Genomic DNA, 19779 nt, shown 5'->3' on the forward strand with positions numbered 1-19779 from the left:
TCTCCAACCATTAAAAAAGTTGTAGCTTCATTGAGATATTTTCCATCTAAATCAATTGAAAATTTAGTTTTATCGGATATCTCTCCCCATATGATTTTCTGTTTAGAAAAATCGTCCCAATAATTGGCTCCCCAACGTTGTAAGGCATACCATTCATATCTTATCCCTGTTTCATCCTTATTTCTAGCAGATAATTGCTTTTTAAATGATAATAGATGCTTGTAAATCGCCGGATATTGTTTTTCAAATTCCTTTTCTGCTACCTCCGAAGCCCCCGAAATCTTAGTATTAAAGTGAAGTGGAAAGTGCCAAGGGATAAATAAAAGCCATAAATCTGCGAATTCGTTTCCATATTTTTTAATATCTCTGCCGCGAAGAATGGGGCGTATAATTTCGTCAGATTTTGGGTCTAATTTTATTAACTCTTCTCGTTTTTTTCCGTCAATAATGAAAGCTTCGTTAAAGCCTGTTTTTATACCATAATTTATTTGAATATCCCAGTCTTTTAGCGGTGTCCCAATTTTTTCTATTTTTGCTTTTATTCGTTGTTCTATTGGGTTAAGTATCACCCAGCTATCACTAGAATGAAACCTATTAATCGTTTTATTTTGTTCAAAGAAATCATTTATATGTCCACTCTTTTTCTTCTTTATAGTGCATGTTTTTGTATTTCCAGTGTTGGGTCTTCTTAAAAAAATTAAAATATTTGTTTCAACTGTTGCATTCTCAAAAATTTTCTGTCCTGCAAAATCTATTAATATAATAGGGTCTGTTTTGTGAGCAAAAAAACCTCTCAAGGATTCTCCATAGCCTGCTCTCATCCATTTATTAGAAGTAATAAAAGCAAGGCATCCATTAGGTTTTAAGATATTATAGCCAAGCTCATAAAATAAAGAATAAATATCTCCGGTACGCTCAAAAGTTTCAAATTCTTCATTTTCGAATTGTTTTGCTAAATAACCTCCGTCATTTTGCAATTGTATATATGGTGGATTTCCAATAACAATATCAAAACCTCCTTTATCAAAAATATCTTTAAAGAACAAACGCCATAAAAAATACGGGCGTTCAGTGCGGTCTTGTAAAGTATGAAGCTGCTGGCGACTATTCTTCAGTTTTTGCAGGTCAGTTAAGAGTTTATCATAGTCCTTCCGAGTTTTAGTGTTCATATTTGCAGGTTTGCCAGCTTCGGATATCCTTCTTTCTAACTGTTTCTCTCTTAGCTCTATATTATATTCGATATGATTATGTACTGCTTCTGTAATTCTTTTACGAAGACTACGTTTCTTATCTAGATTCTCTATGTGAAAATACTCTTCTAGTAAACTTTGAATATTTTCAGTTTGGTCAGTATGAAAAATGGTTATTTGTGAATCAACAATATTTCCAAATAGGTCAAGCTGAGGTTCAAATAATTGTGCTTTTTGCTGATGTATTGTTCTTAGATCAATCCCTTCAAAACTTTCTAAAAGGCTATTTCCCTGCATAATTTTATAATCAAGGTTAGGAAGAGGGCTAGGGACATCTTCTTCTACCACAAGAGCTAACCAAAATCTAAGTCGAGCTATATCTACTGCACCTTTGTCAATATCTACTCCATAGATGCTATTTTGTATAATATGGCGCTTTACTTCTGCTGGATCAAGTGTAAGGTCAAGTGTTAGCTTGGTTTTAAATATTTCATTGAGCATTGCTACCGGAAAAGCTCCTGAGCCAATAGCCGGGTCACAAACCTTTACATTATCAAGTAGCTCTTCTATTTTTCGAGCGTTTTTTACTATAAAGCCTTTAATATTACCTCGTTCATTATAACGTACTAATCTAGCTATTTCTTCAATAGATTCTTCCCCCAAATGGGTTTGTAAATATTGTATTAGACTTTCCTGACATAGATATTGCACTATTGCCTTAGGAGTATAAAATGCACCTTTATCTTTGTTTTCTTCAAGTAAATTTTCAAATATATGGCCTAACATTTCTGGGTCAATACCTACATTAGCATCATCTGGGTCATTTTCATCAATAGTAAAATTGTATTGTTCAAAGAAATCAAATAGCTCCGAGAAATAATTTTCAGGAAAATCGAAGTGATTAGTTTCTGGTTGGTCATTATCAAAGAGCCCACCATTTAGATATGGAATTTTCGTATCTGTAAGCTCAAAAATATCATCTTTCCTTTCATGATTTAAAGTCTTAAAAAATAAATTCACTAACCCTACTGAATAAAATTTAGACTTATCCAAAAAACTTTGATGAAATTTTTTGACAAAGTTAAGATTACCATTAGCCCACCCATTTTCGGTAACAGGTACCCCCATCCAACCTTTTTTCTGCAAAAAATATAAGAAAACAATCCTCCCAAGTAGCTTTTTTGCAAAATCTCGTATAGGTTTTTCGGCCTTATCTTGAGTGCTTTGTTCAGAATCGATTAAAATGCTTCTATAATCGGGTTGTACATTTAGGAACCTGCAAAATCTTTCATAATGCTCCTTATAACCTTTAAAAAAGTCTTTATTCAGCTTTTCAACTGAAAAGGCTTCAATTAGCGCCTTTAATCCATCAGTGGCTACCTTTTCCTTTAATTCGGTTAAACGTTTTGCAGCAGTTGTACAGGACTCATTTGGCCCTAAAATAAAGGTATATCTTTTAGGAGCGGTCTCGTTGACTACAAAATCTCCATCCTCTGTAAAGTTTGATTGTCTGGCTATAAAAGAAAGACGATAGTCGGACTTATTAGAACTATGAAACGCCACTAATGCACTATTGACAATACCGTTATCAATATACTTAACTGCAATATCCCGAAGACCTTTTCTATTCTTTATGATATTGGTATTATCTGTGACATTAACATCAAATAAAGCAATACTTTTACCATCGGACAACATGATATTTCCAAATTGGAAACCTTCTACAACTCTACCATAGTCTTTAAAAAGTTGCTGATGTGTTTCAAAATACTTGTTACTTTGAGGAAAAATATCGTCAAGAACTTGTTTAAAGTTATTGAGAGAATAGGGTTGTTGTAAAAGGTTTTTTTGTTCAGGATAGGTCATTTTTTTAGTCTTGTTTTACTTTTAAAAAATATAAAAGGTAATTCAACAAAAGTTCAATTATCAGAGCGTTGCTTCAAAATCGTAATTAACAAACTTATAAATCTTTTCTTGATTTACTTTATATTATATTAAAGCTTTCTGAAATAATGATTTCTGGTTCTTGATTTGTTGGAATGCTAATTAATTCAGTTTCTAATTGTACAGTTTCAAGTGCTTCTTGTTTAAGCGGATATGATTTTAATATTACTATCAGTTTTTCCAGAATTATGGCAGGTTTTAATTTAATACTACTTATATTTTTTTTGAGCTTGTTAATATCACGTTGTAAATTCTGGAAGCGACCTTTAGAAATAGCCTTTTTTGCTAAATTTATTAACTCTTTTTCTTCATTACTAATAAATGGCAATGATAAAAATCCTTCAAGAAACTCAAGAGCTTTTTTTTCATTAGGCCCTGCAGTAATACTTACTTTCTTGTCTTTAGCTTTTTCTTCATTGATTTTGTGAGCAAATACAGCTACTACCTTTTCAATTTGCTCATGATGTAGGTTATGTAGAGGGATGCTTCTTTCATTTAACTCGCATTTAAAAACTTTTGCAGTTTCTAAGAATGTAAGTTCTTCAAAAGAATTATCTGATTTAATATAATAGAAAGCGTCTCGTTTCTGAGTACGAATAAAAGTAATTGTACTTTCTTTACGTGTCTTATCTTTACGCCCTACTCTCGCACGGAGAGGCATATTTTTAATACGCTTAAAATCTTCAAGATTTTCTTCTCTAAATTTACGTAAAAACATTAAAAACACTAAAGACTCGTCTCTTTCCTCATCAGGGTCTTTATCAAAAAGACCAAAAGTTTCAATTTCTTCATCAGGGCTATAAATTTGACTATCTTCACCTAAGGCAGCATGAAAAGCCTGCAATTTCATAATAGCTTTTTTCTGCAAATCGATGTCTCTATCAACTTTAGCAGTAGGAAAGAAATTAAAAACATAAACTTTTTCAGCTCTAGAACCAATACGATTAACACGTCCTATGCGCTGCATTAACCTTGTTGAGTTCCAAGGCGTATCATAGTTGACAATAATATTAGAGCGATGAAGATTTACCCCTTCTGCAAGAACCTCAGTTGAAATAACTATGTCAAAATCCTCTTTTCTATTAGTAAAGTTAGCATCAAAGTTAGCCCTAATGGTTGGCATTTTATCGGTTCTGGATGCACTATCCACACTCAAAATTCTGTGCTGAGTACGATTTTTTAAGTTTTCCTCTAAGTACTTGGTTGTTTCTTTACTTTCAGAGAATACTACTAATTTGTTTTCTGGATTAACTAAAGAATCAAACAAGCGATTTTGTATATAATCTAAGAATACATCCAGTTTGGGGTCTTCTTCAACTGCTTTCCAACGTTCATTTAATTCTGTAAGGATTTGAGTATCATGTTTTAGAGAATCTATGAAATTCTTTTCAAAATCATCTGGTTCACAGATTTCAATACTTGGGTCTTCTATTTGTTTCTCTAAAATTAGCTCTAAAAGTTCATCCTCTCTATCTGAGTTTATATAGTCATTAATAGGCAAGTTTGGCGCAATAAAGATCTTTCCCTTCTCAAACATTTTAATCATTGCTACATTTGCCTCAAGGAAACGCTTAATTGATTGCTTAAATGCGAAGAAACTGCTATCAATCCGCTTTACTAAAAGCGTTTTCATAATCATAGCTAACTGGCCGGAAATTATATCAGCTTTTTTATATTTAGCTTTTTTATGAGGTTTTAAGAAAGAAATGGCTCGATAGCGGCTATACGTAAGAGCGTTTGGAGAAGTCACAGTAAGAATCTTAGGAGGTGGAGGTGTTTCCATAAATGATTCACTACCATCTATTGGTTCAATTTCAAATTTTAATCCACTCAAACACGTAATTGTATAATCATATAGCTCCTCTAGCCTAGGATGAAGTTGATAAAATATCTTTTCAGGTTTTTGAATATCTGGGAATTTTATTCCTTGCTCAATAAGGTCTTTACTATATTGGTCATGAATATTTAAGTCTGTCCGAGTTCTTCTTACCATCAAGGGTTTTATAACCTTTTCACGTATTTCCTCATATAGTTGTTTAACACTCTGTTGGACTTTCTTAATATCTGTTTCTAATTTTAGCTTTCTATATTCGTCAATCTTACGGCGGAAAAAATTTTGCAGATTACTTACCTCAAGACTAGAATCTTTACTGTCCTGAAATAAATAGACTAAATTAGCAATGTCTTCAGGTCGGTTATTAAGTGGTGTTGCAGAAACCAAAATTACTTTTTTACTCATTAAATTTCCATCGGGATTGGTCTTTCTGGTTGGTGATTTACATATTTTTTGTAAATAATTATACATTTCAGCAGCATCAGATCTAAATTTATGCGCTTCATCTACAATCACTAAGTCGTATTTTTCAAGATTAATTACTCTATGAAGACTTCCATTTGTTATTATATCGTAATTGATAAATTGAAACTTTTCAAGTGTTTCTTCCCAGTTGCTTTTTAAGGCCGGTGGAACAATGATAAGCGTACGGGATACATAGCTTGGAAATCCATTAAAATAGAAAAACTTCTTAGCAATTAGGGTAGCAACAATTGTTTTTCCTAACCCAACGACATCAGACAAAAAGAATCCACCATGTTTCATCATTTTGTTATATCCATCATTGACTGCATCGACCTGATAAGACAATCTTTTGAAACCCTTTGGTAAGTCAGTAACAGAACTTGGGTCAAAATCTACACTTTTGCCATAATACTCTATTAAAAACTTTATATATACTTCGAATGGAGTGAATGAATTATTTAAATAGGTTTCTTTTTTTATTGTTTCTATAAACTCTTCACTTATTGCAATCCCCTCCGTCCAAAGCTTCTCAAAGGTATCAGTAGCAAAATCAATATCAGCATCTTCCCGCAATTCAACATTAAATTCAAAATTCCTCTCTAATCCCGCCTCTGTTAAATTACTAGAACCAGTTATTACTGCACCATATCCATGAGAGTGTTTTGTCTGTTCTCGAAAAATATAAATTTTAGCATGTATATTTTGTTTTGGATGGACTTTAATCTGTACTTTACCTGTTAGTAAGTCTTCAATTAGTTGCAACATTCCATCTTCTATTTCTTTTTTATAAGCAGCTTTTTGAATATTTTCTTTTAAGCTTTTTACAAAATCTTCTTGTGATTTTAAAACATCTACCTCAAATAAAATACCCTGCTTCTGTGCTTCATAAATTAGTTTATCAACGTTTATACCGACCAAGATTCTAATTTCCTTTGCTTTCTCAATAAAAGGGCGTATTCGGAAATAGCCAGTAGCTCGAAAATACCCTACCAATGCATCAAAAAAATGTATATTACGATGATTGAAAATTCCCTCAATTTTTTGGAGTAGGGTGTTTTGAGTATCGTTAGTAAAAAATTTAGTCGATTGCATAAATAGGTATGGGTCAGTTGTTCCGTGTAAATATAATGAAGAATATTAAAGCAGTAAAAATTAGGATAATATTATAGCAAAGTAAAAAGAATAAAAAATATTCAGATATTTGATATTAGCAGATAGCGAGAGTAAATCCAAGAAGTTGAAAATAAAGAAATTCTAAATATAACCTTAACAGTAGTTATGGAAAGCTGTATCTACTATAAAATCAAATCCACTTATTGGTAAAGTGTTACTTTATAGATTAATTTAAGATAAATAAAGAGATAAATTTAGTAGAGAATAATTTTGAAAATGGAAACAAAAACAAGTAAAAGGACTGGTACGAATAGAGAAGACAACAAAGTTATTTTTGATACACTTGACCATCCAGTAGTTGTAAATTCTTTTATTGAAAATATAAAAAAAGGTATTAATGCTGGATATAGAGATTTTATCTTAGACTTTTCAAAAATCCATCCTATATTTCCAAATGCAAGCGTCCCTATTTCTGGACTGATACAGTACTATAAAAATACAGGTGTAGTCTTTAGCTATATTGACAATAGTGATAATATAATTAGTTCTACACAATTCTTTGACCCTATTGAACCACAAGATGGATCACAATTAAAGCTAAAGAATACGTTAAATAAAATTTGGAAATTCTCTAATCATGAATCCGTATTTTGGCTGGTAAATTCGTTTCTTGAAGAACTTAGACGCAGTGATATATTCGAAGAGGGTGTATTAGTTGGTATTGAATGGTGTGTAAATGAAATAATGGATAATGTTTTGAATCATTCAAGTCAAAGTATAGGATTCATTATGGGGCAAATTCATAAATCTAAAAAGCATATAGCTTTTACCGTTTTTGATTATGGGCAAGGTATTTACAATTCTTTAAAGGATTCTACTTATGCCCCAAGGCACCCATTGGATGCTATAACATTGTCTGTAAAAGAAGGAGTCTCAAGAGACAAGAAAAATTTTCAGGGGAATGGAATATTTGGACTACATCAAATAGTAAAATTCAATGAGGGGAGACTATCCATAACTTCTAATTCAGCAGCTTACATTTTAAAAAAGGATATTGCAAAGAGTTTTAAAAATGTTCCTACTATTTCTAGAGAAGTAGGCTGCACTACTATTGATTTTCAACTAGATTACGGAAACAAAATATCTATTTCTGATGCTCTGAAGTTTGGAGAAAAAAATTATGAAATACAAAACATTCTATTGGAAAGTTTGGAAAATGAATATAACCAAATACACTACAAAATTAACGAAAGGGTAACAGGTTCTGGGACACGACCGTCAGGTTTAAGAACAAGAAACGATATTTTAAATATTATCAAAGAAACAAAAAAGGTTATAGTTCTTGATTTTGATGAAATAGTATTAATTACATCATCTTTTGCCGATGAAGTAATAGGAAAATTGCTTATTGAACTTGGGTTTTACGGATTTAATAATATAATTAGACTTAGAAATATGAACTCAACTGTTCAAAACATTGTTCAAAGATCAGTAAGCCAACGAATGGCACAATCACTAAATAAATAATTGTTTTTGATAAATGCTTGCAATAATCAAAACGTTATTATATTTGCATATATAATAGAAATTAATTTTCTAAAAGAAAAAATTCATAAGCCCTCACTCATTGTCCGAGTGGGGCATTTTTTTGTAAGACTTTATAAGTTATTTTTAACTTATTGAAAAAACTTTCAATATTCAAGCAAGTAAAAACCTAATTAGATGGTAACTCTGTAATCAGGTTTTTACTTTTATTATAGAATGAATTTACATTGATTCAAACCTAAAGGATGAACATTTATAGAAGTTAATATTCTGAATCTTTTAAGAATAGCAAAAGAGAGACCTAACCTATAAAAGCCAAATCTTAAATACATAATGTATTTTGCTTAAAAAGTAATTTGAATCTTTGTTTATTAGAATTGGAAGCTAGCTAGAATAAAAGATTATAATTCAACCTTAGAGGATACATGTTTATTTATTAGTAAATTGAATATAAATTAAAATGAACCTTAATTTTATAAACATTTAGGGACTATAAATTTACAGATAGTAATTTCTCATTTTTCAGATAATGTATTTCAAAATTATATTTATCAAAAATATCCTTTCCATCTACATCAAAAATGCTTCTTAAAGTAGGGTTATCATAAGTGAAATAGAAGGAATATTTTGTCCCTATATCTCTATTCTTATTAAGGATGATTCTTGCCATTGCTTCTTTGGTTGGTAAATAATGCTTGTTTTCTCCATTTACGCTCATCAAATAATTACTACATTCTATAATATCATAAAGGTCATTACTATTATTCCCTTTACTCCCATGATGCGCCACTTTTACCCAATCACATTTTAATTTATTACCAATAGAATAGCCTTGAGCCTTTAGAGATTTAATAACATCAGATGGATGGCTATCGGCTAACCATAAAATTCGTTTACCATTTAACTCTGTTAAAATTGAAATACTACTTCCATTTTCTTCTGAATCGTCTTCCTCCCAAAAAGAAAAATCAAAATCATCTAACTTGGTTGAGTAATCATAATTTTTGGCCTTCTTTGCTTCACTTATAGAATCTAATTCAGAACGTTCTAATGCCATAAATTTATGATCACTGTATTTTTTTCTAAGGCTAGTTAATTTTTCAGAAGATGGTGATAATATTTGGATTCTCATACCAAATAAATTTTGCTCATCTGATTCGGAAGAAATATCAAGACTAGACAATTTAGATTGTGATTTAAGGTAATAATATAGTTTGTCTCCTTGATCTATACTCTTGGCAGAACTTACAATTTCACTAAGCATCCCTGATGAGGGATGATTGTAACTACGTGGTAGGTTATAATACCAGTTTTTTACAATATCTCTTACCTCACCACTCTTGATTGCATCTAAATATTTTATTATACCACCAATATGGTCATCGTGAATATGAGAAATGACCCATAAATCAATATTCTCTTTCTTTCCAATTATCTTTTTTATTTCATCTACTAATATATGTCTGAAAGTTCTTTCATAACCAGCATCAATCATAATATGATGATTTAACCCATCATTACCTTTAAAACTAATTTTTGCTGCATCACCACATTCAGCTTGATAAAATGAAATTTCCATCTTAACTTATATACGTTTAAATGTTTTTAATTCTCCTTTAAATTCTCCTTTTTCAAAATAAAAAACTCCACATGGTTGTCTTGAATGAAATTGATCTCTATGTCCTTCATTCATTTTTTCTTTAATTATTTTTTCACCTGAGATAGTCCAAATAATATCTAAATTATTTACTTCTAAATATTGGAATAATTTATCTTGCGCTATCATTAGCCCTTTTGAAGCAGTGGCTTTAACAATTATTTCACCTGTCTCATCTTTAAAGCTTCCATCTAATGGTGCATATTGGAGTTTCAACCCTTCAAATAATATCTTAGATGGAATATTATAGTTTTGATTAGCTCCAGAGTTATCTTTTTCCATACTCCCTTTTGCATTTGTAGTTGCTATAATCAGTTTATAATCTGTCCCTGAAATTTTTTGCCACATAACCTCTTTTTCCTCATCTAAATATGCAGGTGCCCAAAATTTTTCCCTGTCTATTATTCGACTAATGTCATGGTCATTCGTAGGTATATTACTATGCCAAAGATTCTTGTTCTGAAGATATTTTATAACTTTAACCTTATCTTTTTTTTTCACTATATATGAATTCAAAGAATAATATATTTGCTTATAAGAATTATATTTGTCTTTACCTAATGGTTTCGGTTGATGCCAAGTTTTTTGTTTCTTTAAACTTACCCAAACTCTATCTTTTTCATCGTGTTTAATAATAAAATCTTTTGGATTAGGTAAATCATTAACATTATTTACCCATTCAGAATTAGATATTTCGCCATTCCAATATGAATATTCCTGTTCAGCATACCAGTTTTTTATATTTGAAGAAGAAATTATATCATTCTCGTCGTCTTCCTGTATATTTTTTGTAATATATGCAGGATCAATATCTCTTAAAAACATTTCCCATGTACCTTTATAATAATGATATTTATCTCTATTTCTCCAAAAATTTCTAATTTTATAATGGTCTGTCAAAAAAGCTAAAATCTCATAATAGGCTATCCATTGATATTTTTTACTAATTCTTTCTACATTGTTATTATATTCTATATTAGAAAAGTTTGAATACAAAGAATCATAATGACCATGTTCTTTCACATCATATCCCAATTCAAACACACGCTGTACAATCCAATTTTTTATAGACGAAGAAGGAAGTACATACTCTCGTGCATGTGATATACTTAGTTTATACTCTAAAATAAAATGTGGAATTATTTCAGTTTGGATAAAATCTTTATCCTCATTGCTGAATTGCTGATTTATTTGACTTTCATAATAATCAATAATTTCATTTATACTTTCTGAGAAAAGTTCATTCAATTCTGGTTTCTTAAACGGATTATTATATTTTTGTTTTAAATTTATAAAGGTCTCTCTATTAATATATGAAGTTATGGTGTCTTTGATAATTTTTTTCTGTTTTTGTGTTAGTCTTTTTAACCAATCTTTATAAAGCCTATTAAAATCAAAGCTTATAGGAGAAAAATAATCCATAACAGGTTCAATTACCTTTTTACCAAAATCCCATTCTACTACTGAAAAATGTACATAATTATATAATCTGCCATATTTGTTTTTTTTATAAACTTCACTTTCATGATCTAAATGATATTTGTCTATGTCTTGTTTCGTTGGGAGTAAAGGGAATGTACTTTTATAAGGAGGCGTTATTAATTTTTTATTGAGATTTTTAATATCAATCTTTTTATAGATTGCATACTCTATAATATTTCGAGCATAATCTCTTAGCAAAATATGTGTAGGAGGGTTGCCATTTTTGAATATATTATCATATGTAAATTGTGCAATTTCCTGAATTGAAGTATCTTGTTCTGTTCTTAAAGTACAACCATATGCAACAGCATATAAACGTTCTAATATATACATATCATCAATATTTTTGAACTTATCCAGAATGCTTATTAAGGCTTTAGGATGTTGCTCTAAAAGATTAACCATTGCTTTCGTTGTTTGGTCTCTTAATACTTTATCTGTTGCTGAAAGTATCCAAGCTAAAGTCTGTCCCGTTAATCTCGCAATCTCAGATGTAGTTTGAGAAGAAATATTGAAAGACCAAGCCCAATCAATTAGCCTCTGAATTGGATATGCTTGGTTATTGTCATTATGTCTACTAAATTGTCTTACATGTTCCAGCCAAAATCCATCTCTTTTCGGCATTGTGTATTGATTTAGTATTTTAAAAAGTCTATCACTATTGAAAGGATGGTTCTCTATAGTTGTTAGTTCAAGAAGTTTATACAGCCAATTATCTTCATTTATTTCACAATATTTACTCCTTAACCATTTAGTAATTTTTTTGTTATCTATACTTTGTATTGCCCTCCATTTAAGGCTATCTAATAAAGAATAATTTAAGAAGTGAGAATCCATATAAAAATGCTCAACGTCTCCCCTATTATCTTTTTTAAATATCCACTCAAATACTTCGAATATTTCTAGTTGATAATTTTCAGGTAAAATCACTGCCATTGCTTGAATGATACCATTATTTTTATAATCTATCAAAAGCTTCCCTAATTCATTGTTCTTTTGACAAGCAGCTAATATTTCGATATTTGTTTGATACCTCTTTAATAGTTCTGATGCTATATAAAAATCTCCAAACCTTTCATAAGTAAAATATATTACTTCTTCATTTATACTGGAATTATAATTCTTTATCAATCCTTTTGTAAAGACTCCCTCTTGAATTAAATCAAGCAATAATGAGGGAAATCCAGAAAAGTTTTCTTCAAAAAATCCTAATGCCTTTTCAATTGTTAAGTACCTTGTATTGCTCTGAAAATAGTAATTAGCTATTTTTTGTATTACAGTTCTAACTAATTCTTTTCTTAGCTTATAATCCGCTTTTGCTTGAAAAACTCTATTTAATGATTCTATGTAATAATCAAAAATTTTATTTATTCCTTGAAATCCGCTTGGGAAACTTTTTTCTTTAGAATTACTAATGCCCTCACACAGTAGTTTTAAAAATAGAGGATTAGTGAATTCTGGAGCAAGTATGGGAAATTTTGGTTGCTCTAGTTGATATACATCGCAAAATAATCGAAGTGCCTCATACTCATTACCTTTAAAACCTTCATGGGTTAAAAATGTGATATTCCCGCCATTCCTTAAATGCTCAGGAATAATATCTTCAAAGTAAGTATCTCTAATAGTTAATACTAAACCAATAAATGGAAACTTTCCAATTTGATTTATAAAACCGGCTAACTGAGCACTCCAAAATTGAGCATTATTGCTTTCATTGATTGCATCTATCAAAATTAAAAAGCGCGAACTTACTTGTTTCGCAATATTATTACACGTAAGCAGAAATTCTTCAAATGTGCATTTTAAATCAAGAATATCAAGAATATGTTTTTCAATTGTATTTCTACCATTAAAGTATTGACCAAGTAACAAAACAGTAGGTAAGTTGTTCTCTATTCTTTTATTAGCAATATCTCCTAATAGATGAGACTTACCACTACCCGCTTCACCTTTTATAACCATTAAAGGACTATTAGTTAACTTTATATTAATATTTTCAAAAAAGTTACTTGTAAAATTGTTATTTCTAATTCTAATTTCTCTTAGCCTTGCAATTTCATCTTCGAAAGGGGGTCTATAAGAGTGATCTTTTTCTATATCTTTATCTTTTATCTCTTCTTCTCTTCTTTTAGAATATAAAGAATCAATTTTTTCCTCGATAATGTTTTTTAATATTTCTATTTCATCAAATAGCCATTGAAAATTAATTTCCTTATCTGGGGCAAAATCTAAATTTAATAGCCAATTTTCAACTTTACTATATAAGTCACTTAGCTTCTTCTCAATATTACTGATTTCAACGTTTTTTTTAAATCGTTTCCAAGAATCTTCAGTTAACCATTGATCGATTATTTTAATAAGCCTTTGTCTAAAATAATCATTTCTAGCAACATCATCAAATCTCTGTGCAATTGGTAATTTGAAATTTAATTCTTCACTATACCTTGTACCTAAACCCTGAATTGATTTTTCAATATGATTTTTAAAAAAAGTTTCCGTAAACCCATACTCTCCTAAATATGAAAACTGTAATTTAGGTAGGTAATTCTTATCTAATAATTCATTTAGACTATCTAAAAATTGACAGTATATAACACGACCCTTATCTTCTGATCTAAACCTTGTAAAAATTCCATATAAGTAGACTTCCCTATTAGCAATCAAGAATATCCCACTCCCAGAAAACCCTTCAGTTGCCCAATCCGTATAATCGTCATTTAATTTGAGTTGGAATTTATTTACTCCCGTCATATTTTGCAGCCAAGTAGGATTAATTGCCGCTAATTCTTTGCCAGCAGTTGCTTTTGGAAATCCTTTAACAACAAAATCAATAAAATTAAGGCGCTCTTTTGTTAATTGAATTGTCGGAATATCTCCAATAATCTTTAAGACTTCATTCTTATTCAAAAGTATAATACCTAGATCATTGTCTTTGTCCTTAAAAAGGAGAGTTTCCTGTATATTAACTGTTATTGTTTTGTAGGACTTAGTATGAGTTTCATATATATCTACATTTATTTCTGATAAGATACTTTGAAAATTATCACCATCACTGAAGAGACAATGTGAGGCTGTAATAATATAGACATTGTCACCAAAGTTTTTTTGATAACATAGTACTCCAGTGCCTATTGTAGTAGGTTTATGGGCATCTTGTGTAATTGTAAGTCTAACTGTAAATTCAGATACTTTTTTGTCATTATTCAATGTCATATAGAGCAAATTTAAAAATCCCATCATTCATTCCGTAAAGTAAAAAACAAAAATGTTAATTAGTTCTAAAAATGAAAATTACTTTATTAAGAATTTAATAAACTTCTCTTGAGATAATTTAAAAATGTTCCGTGCAGCGTCAAAGGAAAAAACCACCTTGTTTTAGATTTGCAGAAATTAATACACTGAAAAGAAAGATTTGTATCTCATTTGTACCTTAAATATATAATTCATTGATAATTAATACACATTACTTTTTGTATTGGAAAGTAATTTACAACACCATACCCAAAAGAAACATATTTTGTCTGTCTCTTTTGGGTTAGAATAACAATTCAAATTTCCAAGTAATGATGTACTATATCCGCCTCACCCTCACATTCTTAAAATAAACTCGTTGCCCATGATGCTGCAACATAATATGCCCTTCCTTATAAGCCTGAAAACGTGGGTTCTTGCTGTATTTACTTCTGATAATAAGTTCTTTTACCGCCTGACTACCGATTTCAAAATCTAATACTTTAGCTCCATTCAACCAATGTTCTACATGGCCATCTTTTTGTATCAATCGGGCTTTATTGAATTGTCCGATGGGCATGAGTTTTTTGTTCATAGGTCTGATTAAATCATACAATGAACCTGCCGAACGTACAGCGGCCGTATCATTGAAATATTTATCATCCAATATCTGAATCTCAAAATTATCCAACCAGTTGGGGCTATTGCCGTTATTGGACACCATCGCCTTATCTTCCTGCAAATGAAAAAATATACCCGAATTAGCAGCAGTATCAACTGCCCATTCATACTCCAATTCAAAATTGCCAAACTGTTCTTTGGTTACTAAATCCACATTTTTGGTCTTTGGAATAGTTTGCAGACTACCGTCTTTAATAACCCAGATGCCATCAGGGAATTTATCCATCTTGTAGCCTCTCAAACCATCGGCACTCTTGCCATCAAACAGAGTAATCCATTTACCGGGTGTTTGTGCTGAGGATGCTATGGCATAGCAGGTTGTCAATAGTATAAGTAAGATTTTTTTCATTTTGGTATTAATATAGTGATTAGGTGATAGTCTTGAACTATGATTTACCTGATTAATATGATTGAGCTGAATAATACTCATTATCAATGGATTACTATGATCTACTGATTGAATAGTATTGAAAAATCAAATAGCGTAATTACAATCAGGGTAATCAATTCAATCAGGTAAATCATAGTTCAAGACTAAATTATTTCTTAAGGTTCTCAAACAAAAACACCCCGTTCTTATTTGCTATCACAATATCAACTTTTTTGTCTTTGTTGATGTCTTGGGCTACGATGTTCAAACCTGCTCCTGAATCGTTGTCTATTACGTGTTCTGTATAGTAAGGTGTTTTACCGGGTGTAAACTCAAAATATAGAAGATAGGCTGCATCCGCATCGCCCGGGTCACGGCCGTGGTGGGCTAAGAATCTTTTTCCGGTAATGTATTCTTTCTTGCCGTCACCATTCAAATCAGCCATGATTGAAGAGTGAGTCTGTGCTGTAGTCTTGCTCATGGTATGCGTTACGAAATCTATTTTGCCATCTTTTTCTATTTGTTCATGAAACCAGATACCCAATGCATGTGCTGAAGCACTCACCACATCATTTTTGCCATCGCCATTCACATCTAATATCTGCATGTGCGAGCAAGGTTCGCCTAAATTTGCCGGATGAAACTCCCAATTCCCTGCACTCTTATCCTTTGTTCCCTTATACCAACCTTCACGCACTACCACATCTTTGATACCATCTTTATCAATATCTCCAAAGCCTATGCCATGCGAAAATATCTCTGTACCAGCCACATTTTCTTTCGTAAGGTTATGGCGTTTCCATGCAGTTTCTCCCTTTTTGGTCGGTGCTTGCAGCCATACAATCTGTTTTTTGTTTTTATCACCGCAAAGAATGTCCAGACGGCCATCGCCATCTATATCAATAAAACCCGGTGACTCGTTGGATATTCCTACTGAGTCATCAATAATATGCTTAGCCCACTGGCCTGGTTTATTCTTAGGGTTTTCAAACCAGAAACCCACTTTGCCCGGAAAATCAATAATCACTACATCGTCCCAGCCGTCTAAATTTACATCCATACCCAGATTCAGAAACGATTCGCTGTATTCTTTACGAGGTTCAAAGGTACGAGAGGGAGCCATTTCATGGCGTGTCCAGTTAGGAGCTTCAAACCAGTAATAGCCTGCCACAATATCCATCCTGCCGTCTTTGTTCAGATCAGCTACTGCTACGCCTTCAGAAATAAAATCTCTGGTAATAGTAGTTTTCTTCCAGCCGGGAGAGGTTTGTGCCAAAGCAGATTCGAGGCAAAGACAACTTAATAATATAGTTGCTAATTTTATATTTGTTTTCATATGAATTCGATTTTTTCGATTTAATGGCTTCCGTGTCCGGCATGTGCATCTTGTACTGGTGCAGGAGGGGCTAATATTTTAGCAATGAGTGCCTGATTATCCTGATTCTCTTTGGTTGGAACTTTGCCTAAGCGTACGTCTAAATCCTTTAAAATCCCTTTAGCTTCAGAAGTGTTTAATGCGCCTGTTCGCTGAATGGCATATGACAGGAATTTAGGCAATCTGGCTTTTTCTGCTATCTGTACAAAACGCTTCGCATCAAGCGTAGCTAATGGTTCAGCCGCATACCATACCATCTGAGGCAGGTTATGGTCAGCTTTGTCTGCTACTTTCTGCGATAAGGCCTCTACTACTTCCCATCGCTGGCTCGGTTCTATGCGTTGCATGGCCGACGACAAGTATAATCTTACCAATGCCGAAGCATCTGTTTTTGCCATTGTACCGAAGCGTTTAAGCGTTTCAGTTGAAACACTTTTATCTTCTGCTAATAACTGAATCGCCCAGCTTCTGATATACTCACTTGGATTTGCCAACAAAGCTACCAGATCTTTCTCGGTTAGTCCTTTCGTCACGTGCAATGTCCACAAAGCTCTCAGCTTGCGTGTTACATCGGGATTTTTAGTCAGGATTTCTTTCAAAGCCTCATGTACCTGCTGACTTGCGCCACGCTCCTGCAAAATAGCTCTTGCCTGACGGACATACCATTCATTTTTATGCAGCTGGTAGTTCACTAGTTCCATGTCTGTAGCTTTCGATAAATCAACCTGTACCCATTTGTCGTTTTCGTGGGTAATTTTAAAGATACGGCCCATGGTTTTGTTATGAACATCAGGATTAGGGCTATGGCATTGGTTTTTATCGTACCAGTCAATGACAAATACCGAACCACTTGGATCATATTTGAAATTCAGCCATTGCGACCAGGAATCGTTCATAATCACAAAATCTTTATTATGCGATGCCACGTAACCTGAACCTGCCCTTGTCAACTGATCCACGTTCATTCTGGCACCATTGATATTGTTCATGAAAATTTTATTCCGGTATTCCTGTGGCCAGCTACCCCCCAGGTATAACATTGCTCCGGCATGGGCGTGTCCGCCGCCTGCCGCACCAGACCTGAAATTACCTGCATGAGGGCCTCTCTCGCCTAACCAGTGGCGATGGTCGGCAATGGTGGTAATATCATCATAAATATAAGGATTAAAGTGCTTGCCTGCCTGACGGAAGAAACGTCCACCCTGAACCATGTGATACATATGCGGAATCACACAAGCCGTAATGAATGGGTGTCCGTAATCATTAAAATCCAATCCCCATGGATTACTCGAACCTTCGGCAAATACCTCAAACTCTCTTGTAACAGGATGGTATCTCCAAACTCCGGCATTGAGTTTCACTCTCTGGTCGTCAGGTGTACCCGGCTTACCTACTTTTGAATGGGTAAATACACCATGTGTACCATATAGCCAGCCATCGGGTCCCCAACGGAAACTGTTCAGCACCTCATGCGTATCGTGTGTCCCCCAACCATCTAACAATATCTGCGGAGGACCAGCAGGCTTGTCGTTGGCAGCATCAAGCGGTACATACATAAAATAAGGGGCTGCACCTAACCACACGCCACCCATACCCAACTCTATCCCACTCACCAGATTCAGGTTTTCCATAAAAACCTTTCTGCTGTCAAGCGTTCCATCACCATTGGTATCCTCAAAAATCAGAATACGGTCTCTCCCTTGTCCTTCGGGCGCAGGTACAGGGTACGTATGCCCTTCTACAACCCATAATCTACCTTTCCAGTCGATAGTAAAACAGATAGGGCGCACAATTTCGGGTTCAGATGCTGCCAGATTAATTTTGAAGCCTTTCTGCAAGGTCATTGCCTTCGCAGCTTCGGTACCTGAAAGTCCTGCATTAATCACAGGGTCAAGCGGGGGAAGAATGATAATATCTTTTTGTTTTAATTCGTTCGGAAAATCCGGTCGTGATGGATAAAACAGGAAATTATCGAAGTTTATATGTGCCCATTTATCGTTCGGAATATATGGTATCTGAGAGATTCCGGTTTCGTTATCAATGATGCGAATAAAAATATTCTTGTTCAGATGCGCTCTCAGGTCAACCACTACGGGTTGCAGCGTAGCCCGCCCCTGACCTGTTGAATGGAAAATCACTTTTTTGGTATCTGCCCGGACAATTTCTACACGGGTATCCTGCAAGGCTCCACCAGATACACTGAAAGCCGCATAAGGTTGCGTTACTTTAAACGGTACTGAGGTAAGTGTACCTATCTGCTGGAAATTGGCTGTACCGCCACTGCTTAAAAAGTGTTTGCCTTCAAAGCCAATACTCATTTCTTTTTCGTGTACAGGAGATGGGTCTGTGCTGTAAAGTGGATTGTTAAAAGCCGTACCGGTGGCTGTCCAGTCTTTGAGGGTTCCTGTTTCAAAGTTCAGATTAAGCGGTTGACCATCTTTTGTTGGTAGTTTTCCGGCCACTACGGCTTCGGTAATCGGGCCGTCTACTACCTCAAACTTTCCTACCATCCCTGCTGCCCTGTGGCCAGGAACAGTACAATAATAAGTATCGCTTTTTTCGGCTTTAAAAGTAATGCTGGCAGATTGCCCTTTTTCGTTAACCGCTTTACTTTTAATACCCATTTTTTCTAAGGCCACATCATGCGTCATTAGTTCAGTATTCACAATTGTGATGCGCACTGTACTGCCTTTTGACGCCTTGAGGGTAGGGTTGCGAGCTCCGTTTTTGGCAAAGTAGCCCAGCATACTTGCGTCTAATCGGTAATCAAAATCTACTTTTTCGGCATCCTGCTGGGCAAATACCTGTGGTATAGCCAATAGTAATACCAGTAAGGGTAAGAGCAAATGGGATTTTTTCATAGTTAAAGGTAAAATAGTTAAATATAGGTTT

8 protein-coding genes are annotated in these 19779 nt (G+C 33.2%); 1 reads left to right on the forward strand and 7 read right to left on the reverse strand.

Translation table 11 applies throughout. The annotated features are described in order from the left end of the window. Positions 1–3056 (reverse strand): Eco57I restriction-modification methylase domain-containing protein (locus H1R81_RS16395; RefSeq protein ID WP_181841835.1); only part of this gene is annotated, 3056 nt, incomplete at its 3' end. A gap of 118 nt (positions 3057–3174) precedes the next feature. After that, positions 3175–6525, reverse strand: a complete 3351-nt coding sequence (locus H1R81_RS16400; RefSeq protein WP_181841836.1) for a helicase-related protein — start codon at positions 6523–6525, stop codon at positions 3175–3177. A gap of 297 nt (positions 6526–6822) precedes the next feature. Here H1R81_RS16400 and H1R81_RS16405 point away from each other — a divergent pair, with 297 nt between their 5' ends. Next, a complete protein-coding gene (locus H1R81_RS16405) occupies positions 6823–8073 on the forward strand; it encodes an STAS-like domain-containing protein (RefSeq protein WP_181841837.1) in 1251 nt (416 codons plus the stop codon). Positions 8074–8581: 508 nt separating this feature from the next. Here the strand turns inward: H1R81_RS16405 and H1R81_RS16410 are convergent. The 5 genes from H1R81_RS16410 to H1R81_RS16430 all read right to left on the reverse strand — a co-directional run bounded on the left by H1R81_RS16410 (position 8582) and on the right by H1R81_RS16430 (position 19748). Further along, a complete protein-coding gene (locus tag H1R81_RS16410) occupies positions 8582–9670 on the reverse strand; it encodes a ComEC/Rec2 family competence protein (RefSeq protein WP_181841838.1) in 1089 nt (362 codons plus the stop codon). Between the two features lie 6 nt (positions 9671–9676). Further along, entirely contained in the window at positions 9677–14443 is a 4767-nt protein-coding gene (avs2, locus tag H1R81_RS16415) for an AVAST type 2 anti-phage system protein Avs2 (RefSeq protein WP_181841839.1), read from the reverse strand. Positions 14444–14801: 358 nt separating this feature from the next. Then, on the reverse strand, positions 14802–15491 hold the full coding sequence (locus H1R81_RS16420) for a DUF1080 domain-containing protein (RefSeq protein WP_181841840.1): 690 nt from the start codon (positions 15489–15491) through the stop codon (positions 14802–14804). A 190-nt stretch (positions 15492–15681) separates the two neighbouring features. Further along, a complete protein-coding gene (locus H1R81_RS16425) occupies positions 15682–16848 on the reverse strand; it encodes a VCBS repeat-containing protein (RefSeq protein ID WP_181841841.1) in 1167 nt (388 codons plus the stop codon). Between the two features lie 20 nt (positions 16849–16868). Further along, on the reverse strand, positions 16869–19748 hold the full coding sequence (locus H1R81_RS16430) for a PVC-type heme-binding CxxCH protein (protein ID WP_181841842.1): 2880 nt from the start codon (positions 19746–19748) through the stop codon (positions 16869–16871). Between the last annotated feature and the right edge of the window lie 31 nt (positions 19749–19779).

It is taken from the genome of Emticicia sp. BO119, from assembly GCF_013912375.1.
In the GTDB taxonomy this organism is placed as follows: domain Bacteria; phylum Bacteroidota; class Bacteroidia; order Cytophagales; family Spirosomataceae; genus Emticicia.

Excerpts from the sequence above, each read along its gene's own strand:
- avs2 (WP_181841839.1), bottom strand. The coding sequence starts at position 14,443 with ATGACATTGAATAATGACAAAAAAGTATCTGAATTTACAGTTAGACTT.
- H1R81_RS16430 (WP_181841842.1), bottom strand. The coding sequence starts at position 19,748 with ATGAAAAAATCCCATTTGCTCTTACCCTTACTGGTATTACTATTGGCT.
- H1R81_RS16410 (WP_181841838.1), bottom strand. The coding sequence starts at position 9,670 with ATGGAAATTTCATTTTATCAAGCTGAATGTGGTGATGCAGCAAAAATT.
- H1R81_RS16420 (WP_181841840.1), bottom strand. The coding sequence starts at position 15,491 with ATGAAAAAAATCTTACTTATACTATTGACAACCTGCTATGCCATAGCA.
- H1R81_RS16400 (WP_181841836.1), bottom strand. The coding sequence starts at position 6,525 with ATGCAATCGACTAAATTTTTTACTAACGATACTCAAAACACCCTACTC.
- H1R81_RS16405 (WP_181841837.1), top strand. The coding sequence starts at position 6,823 with ATGGAAACAAAAACAAGTAAAAGGACTGGTACGAATAGAGAAGACAAC.
- H1R81_RS16425 (WP_181841841.1), bottom strand. The coding sequence starts at position 16,848 with ATGAAAACAAATATAAAATTAGCAACTATATTATTAAGTTGTCTTTGC.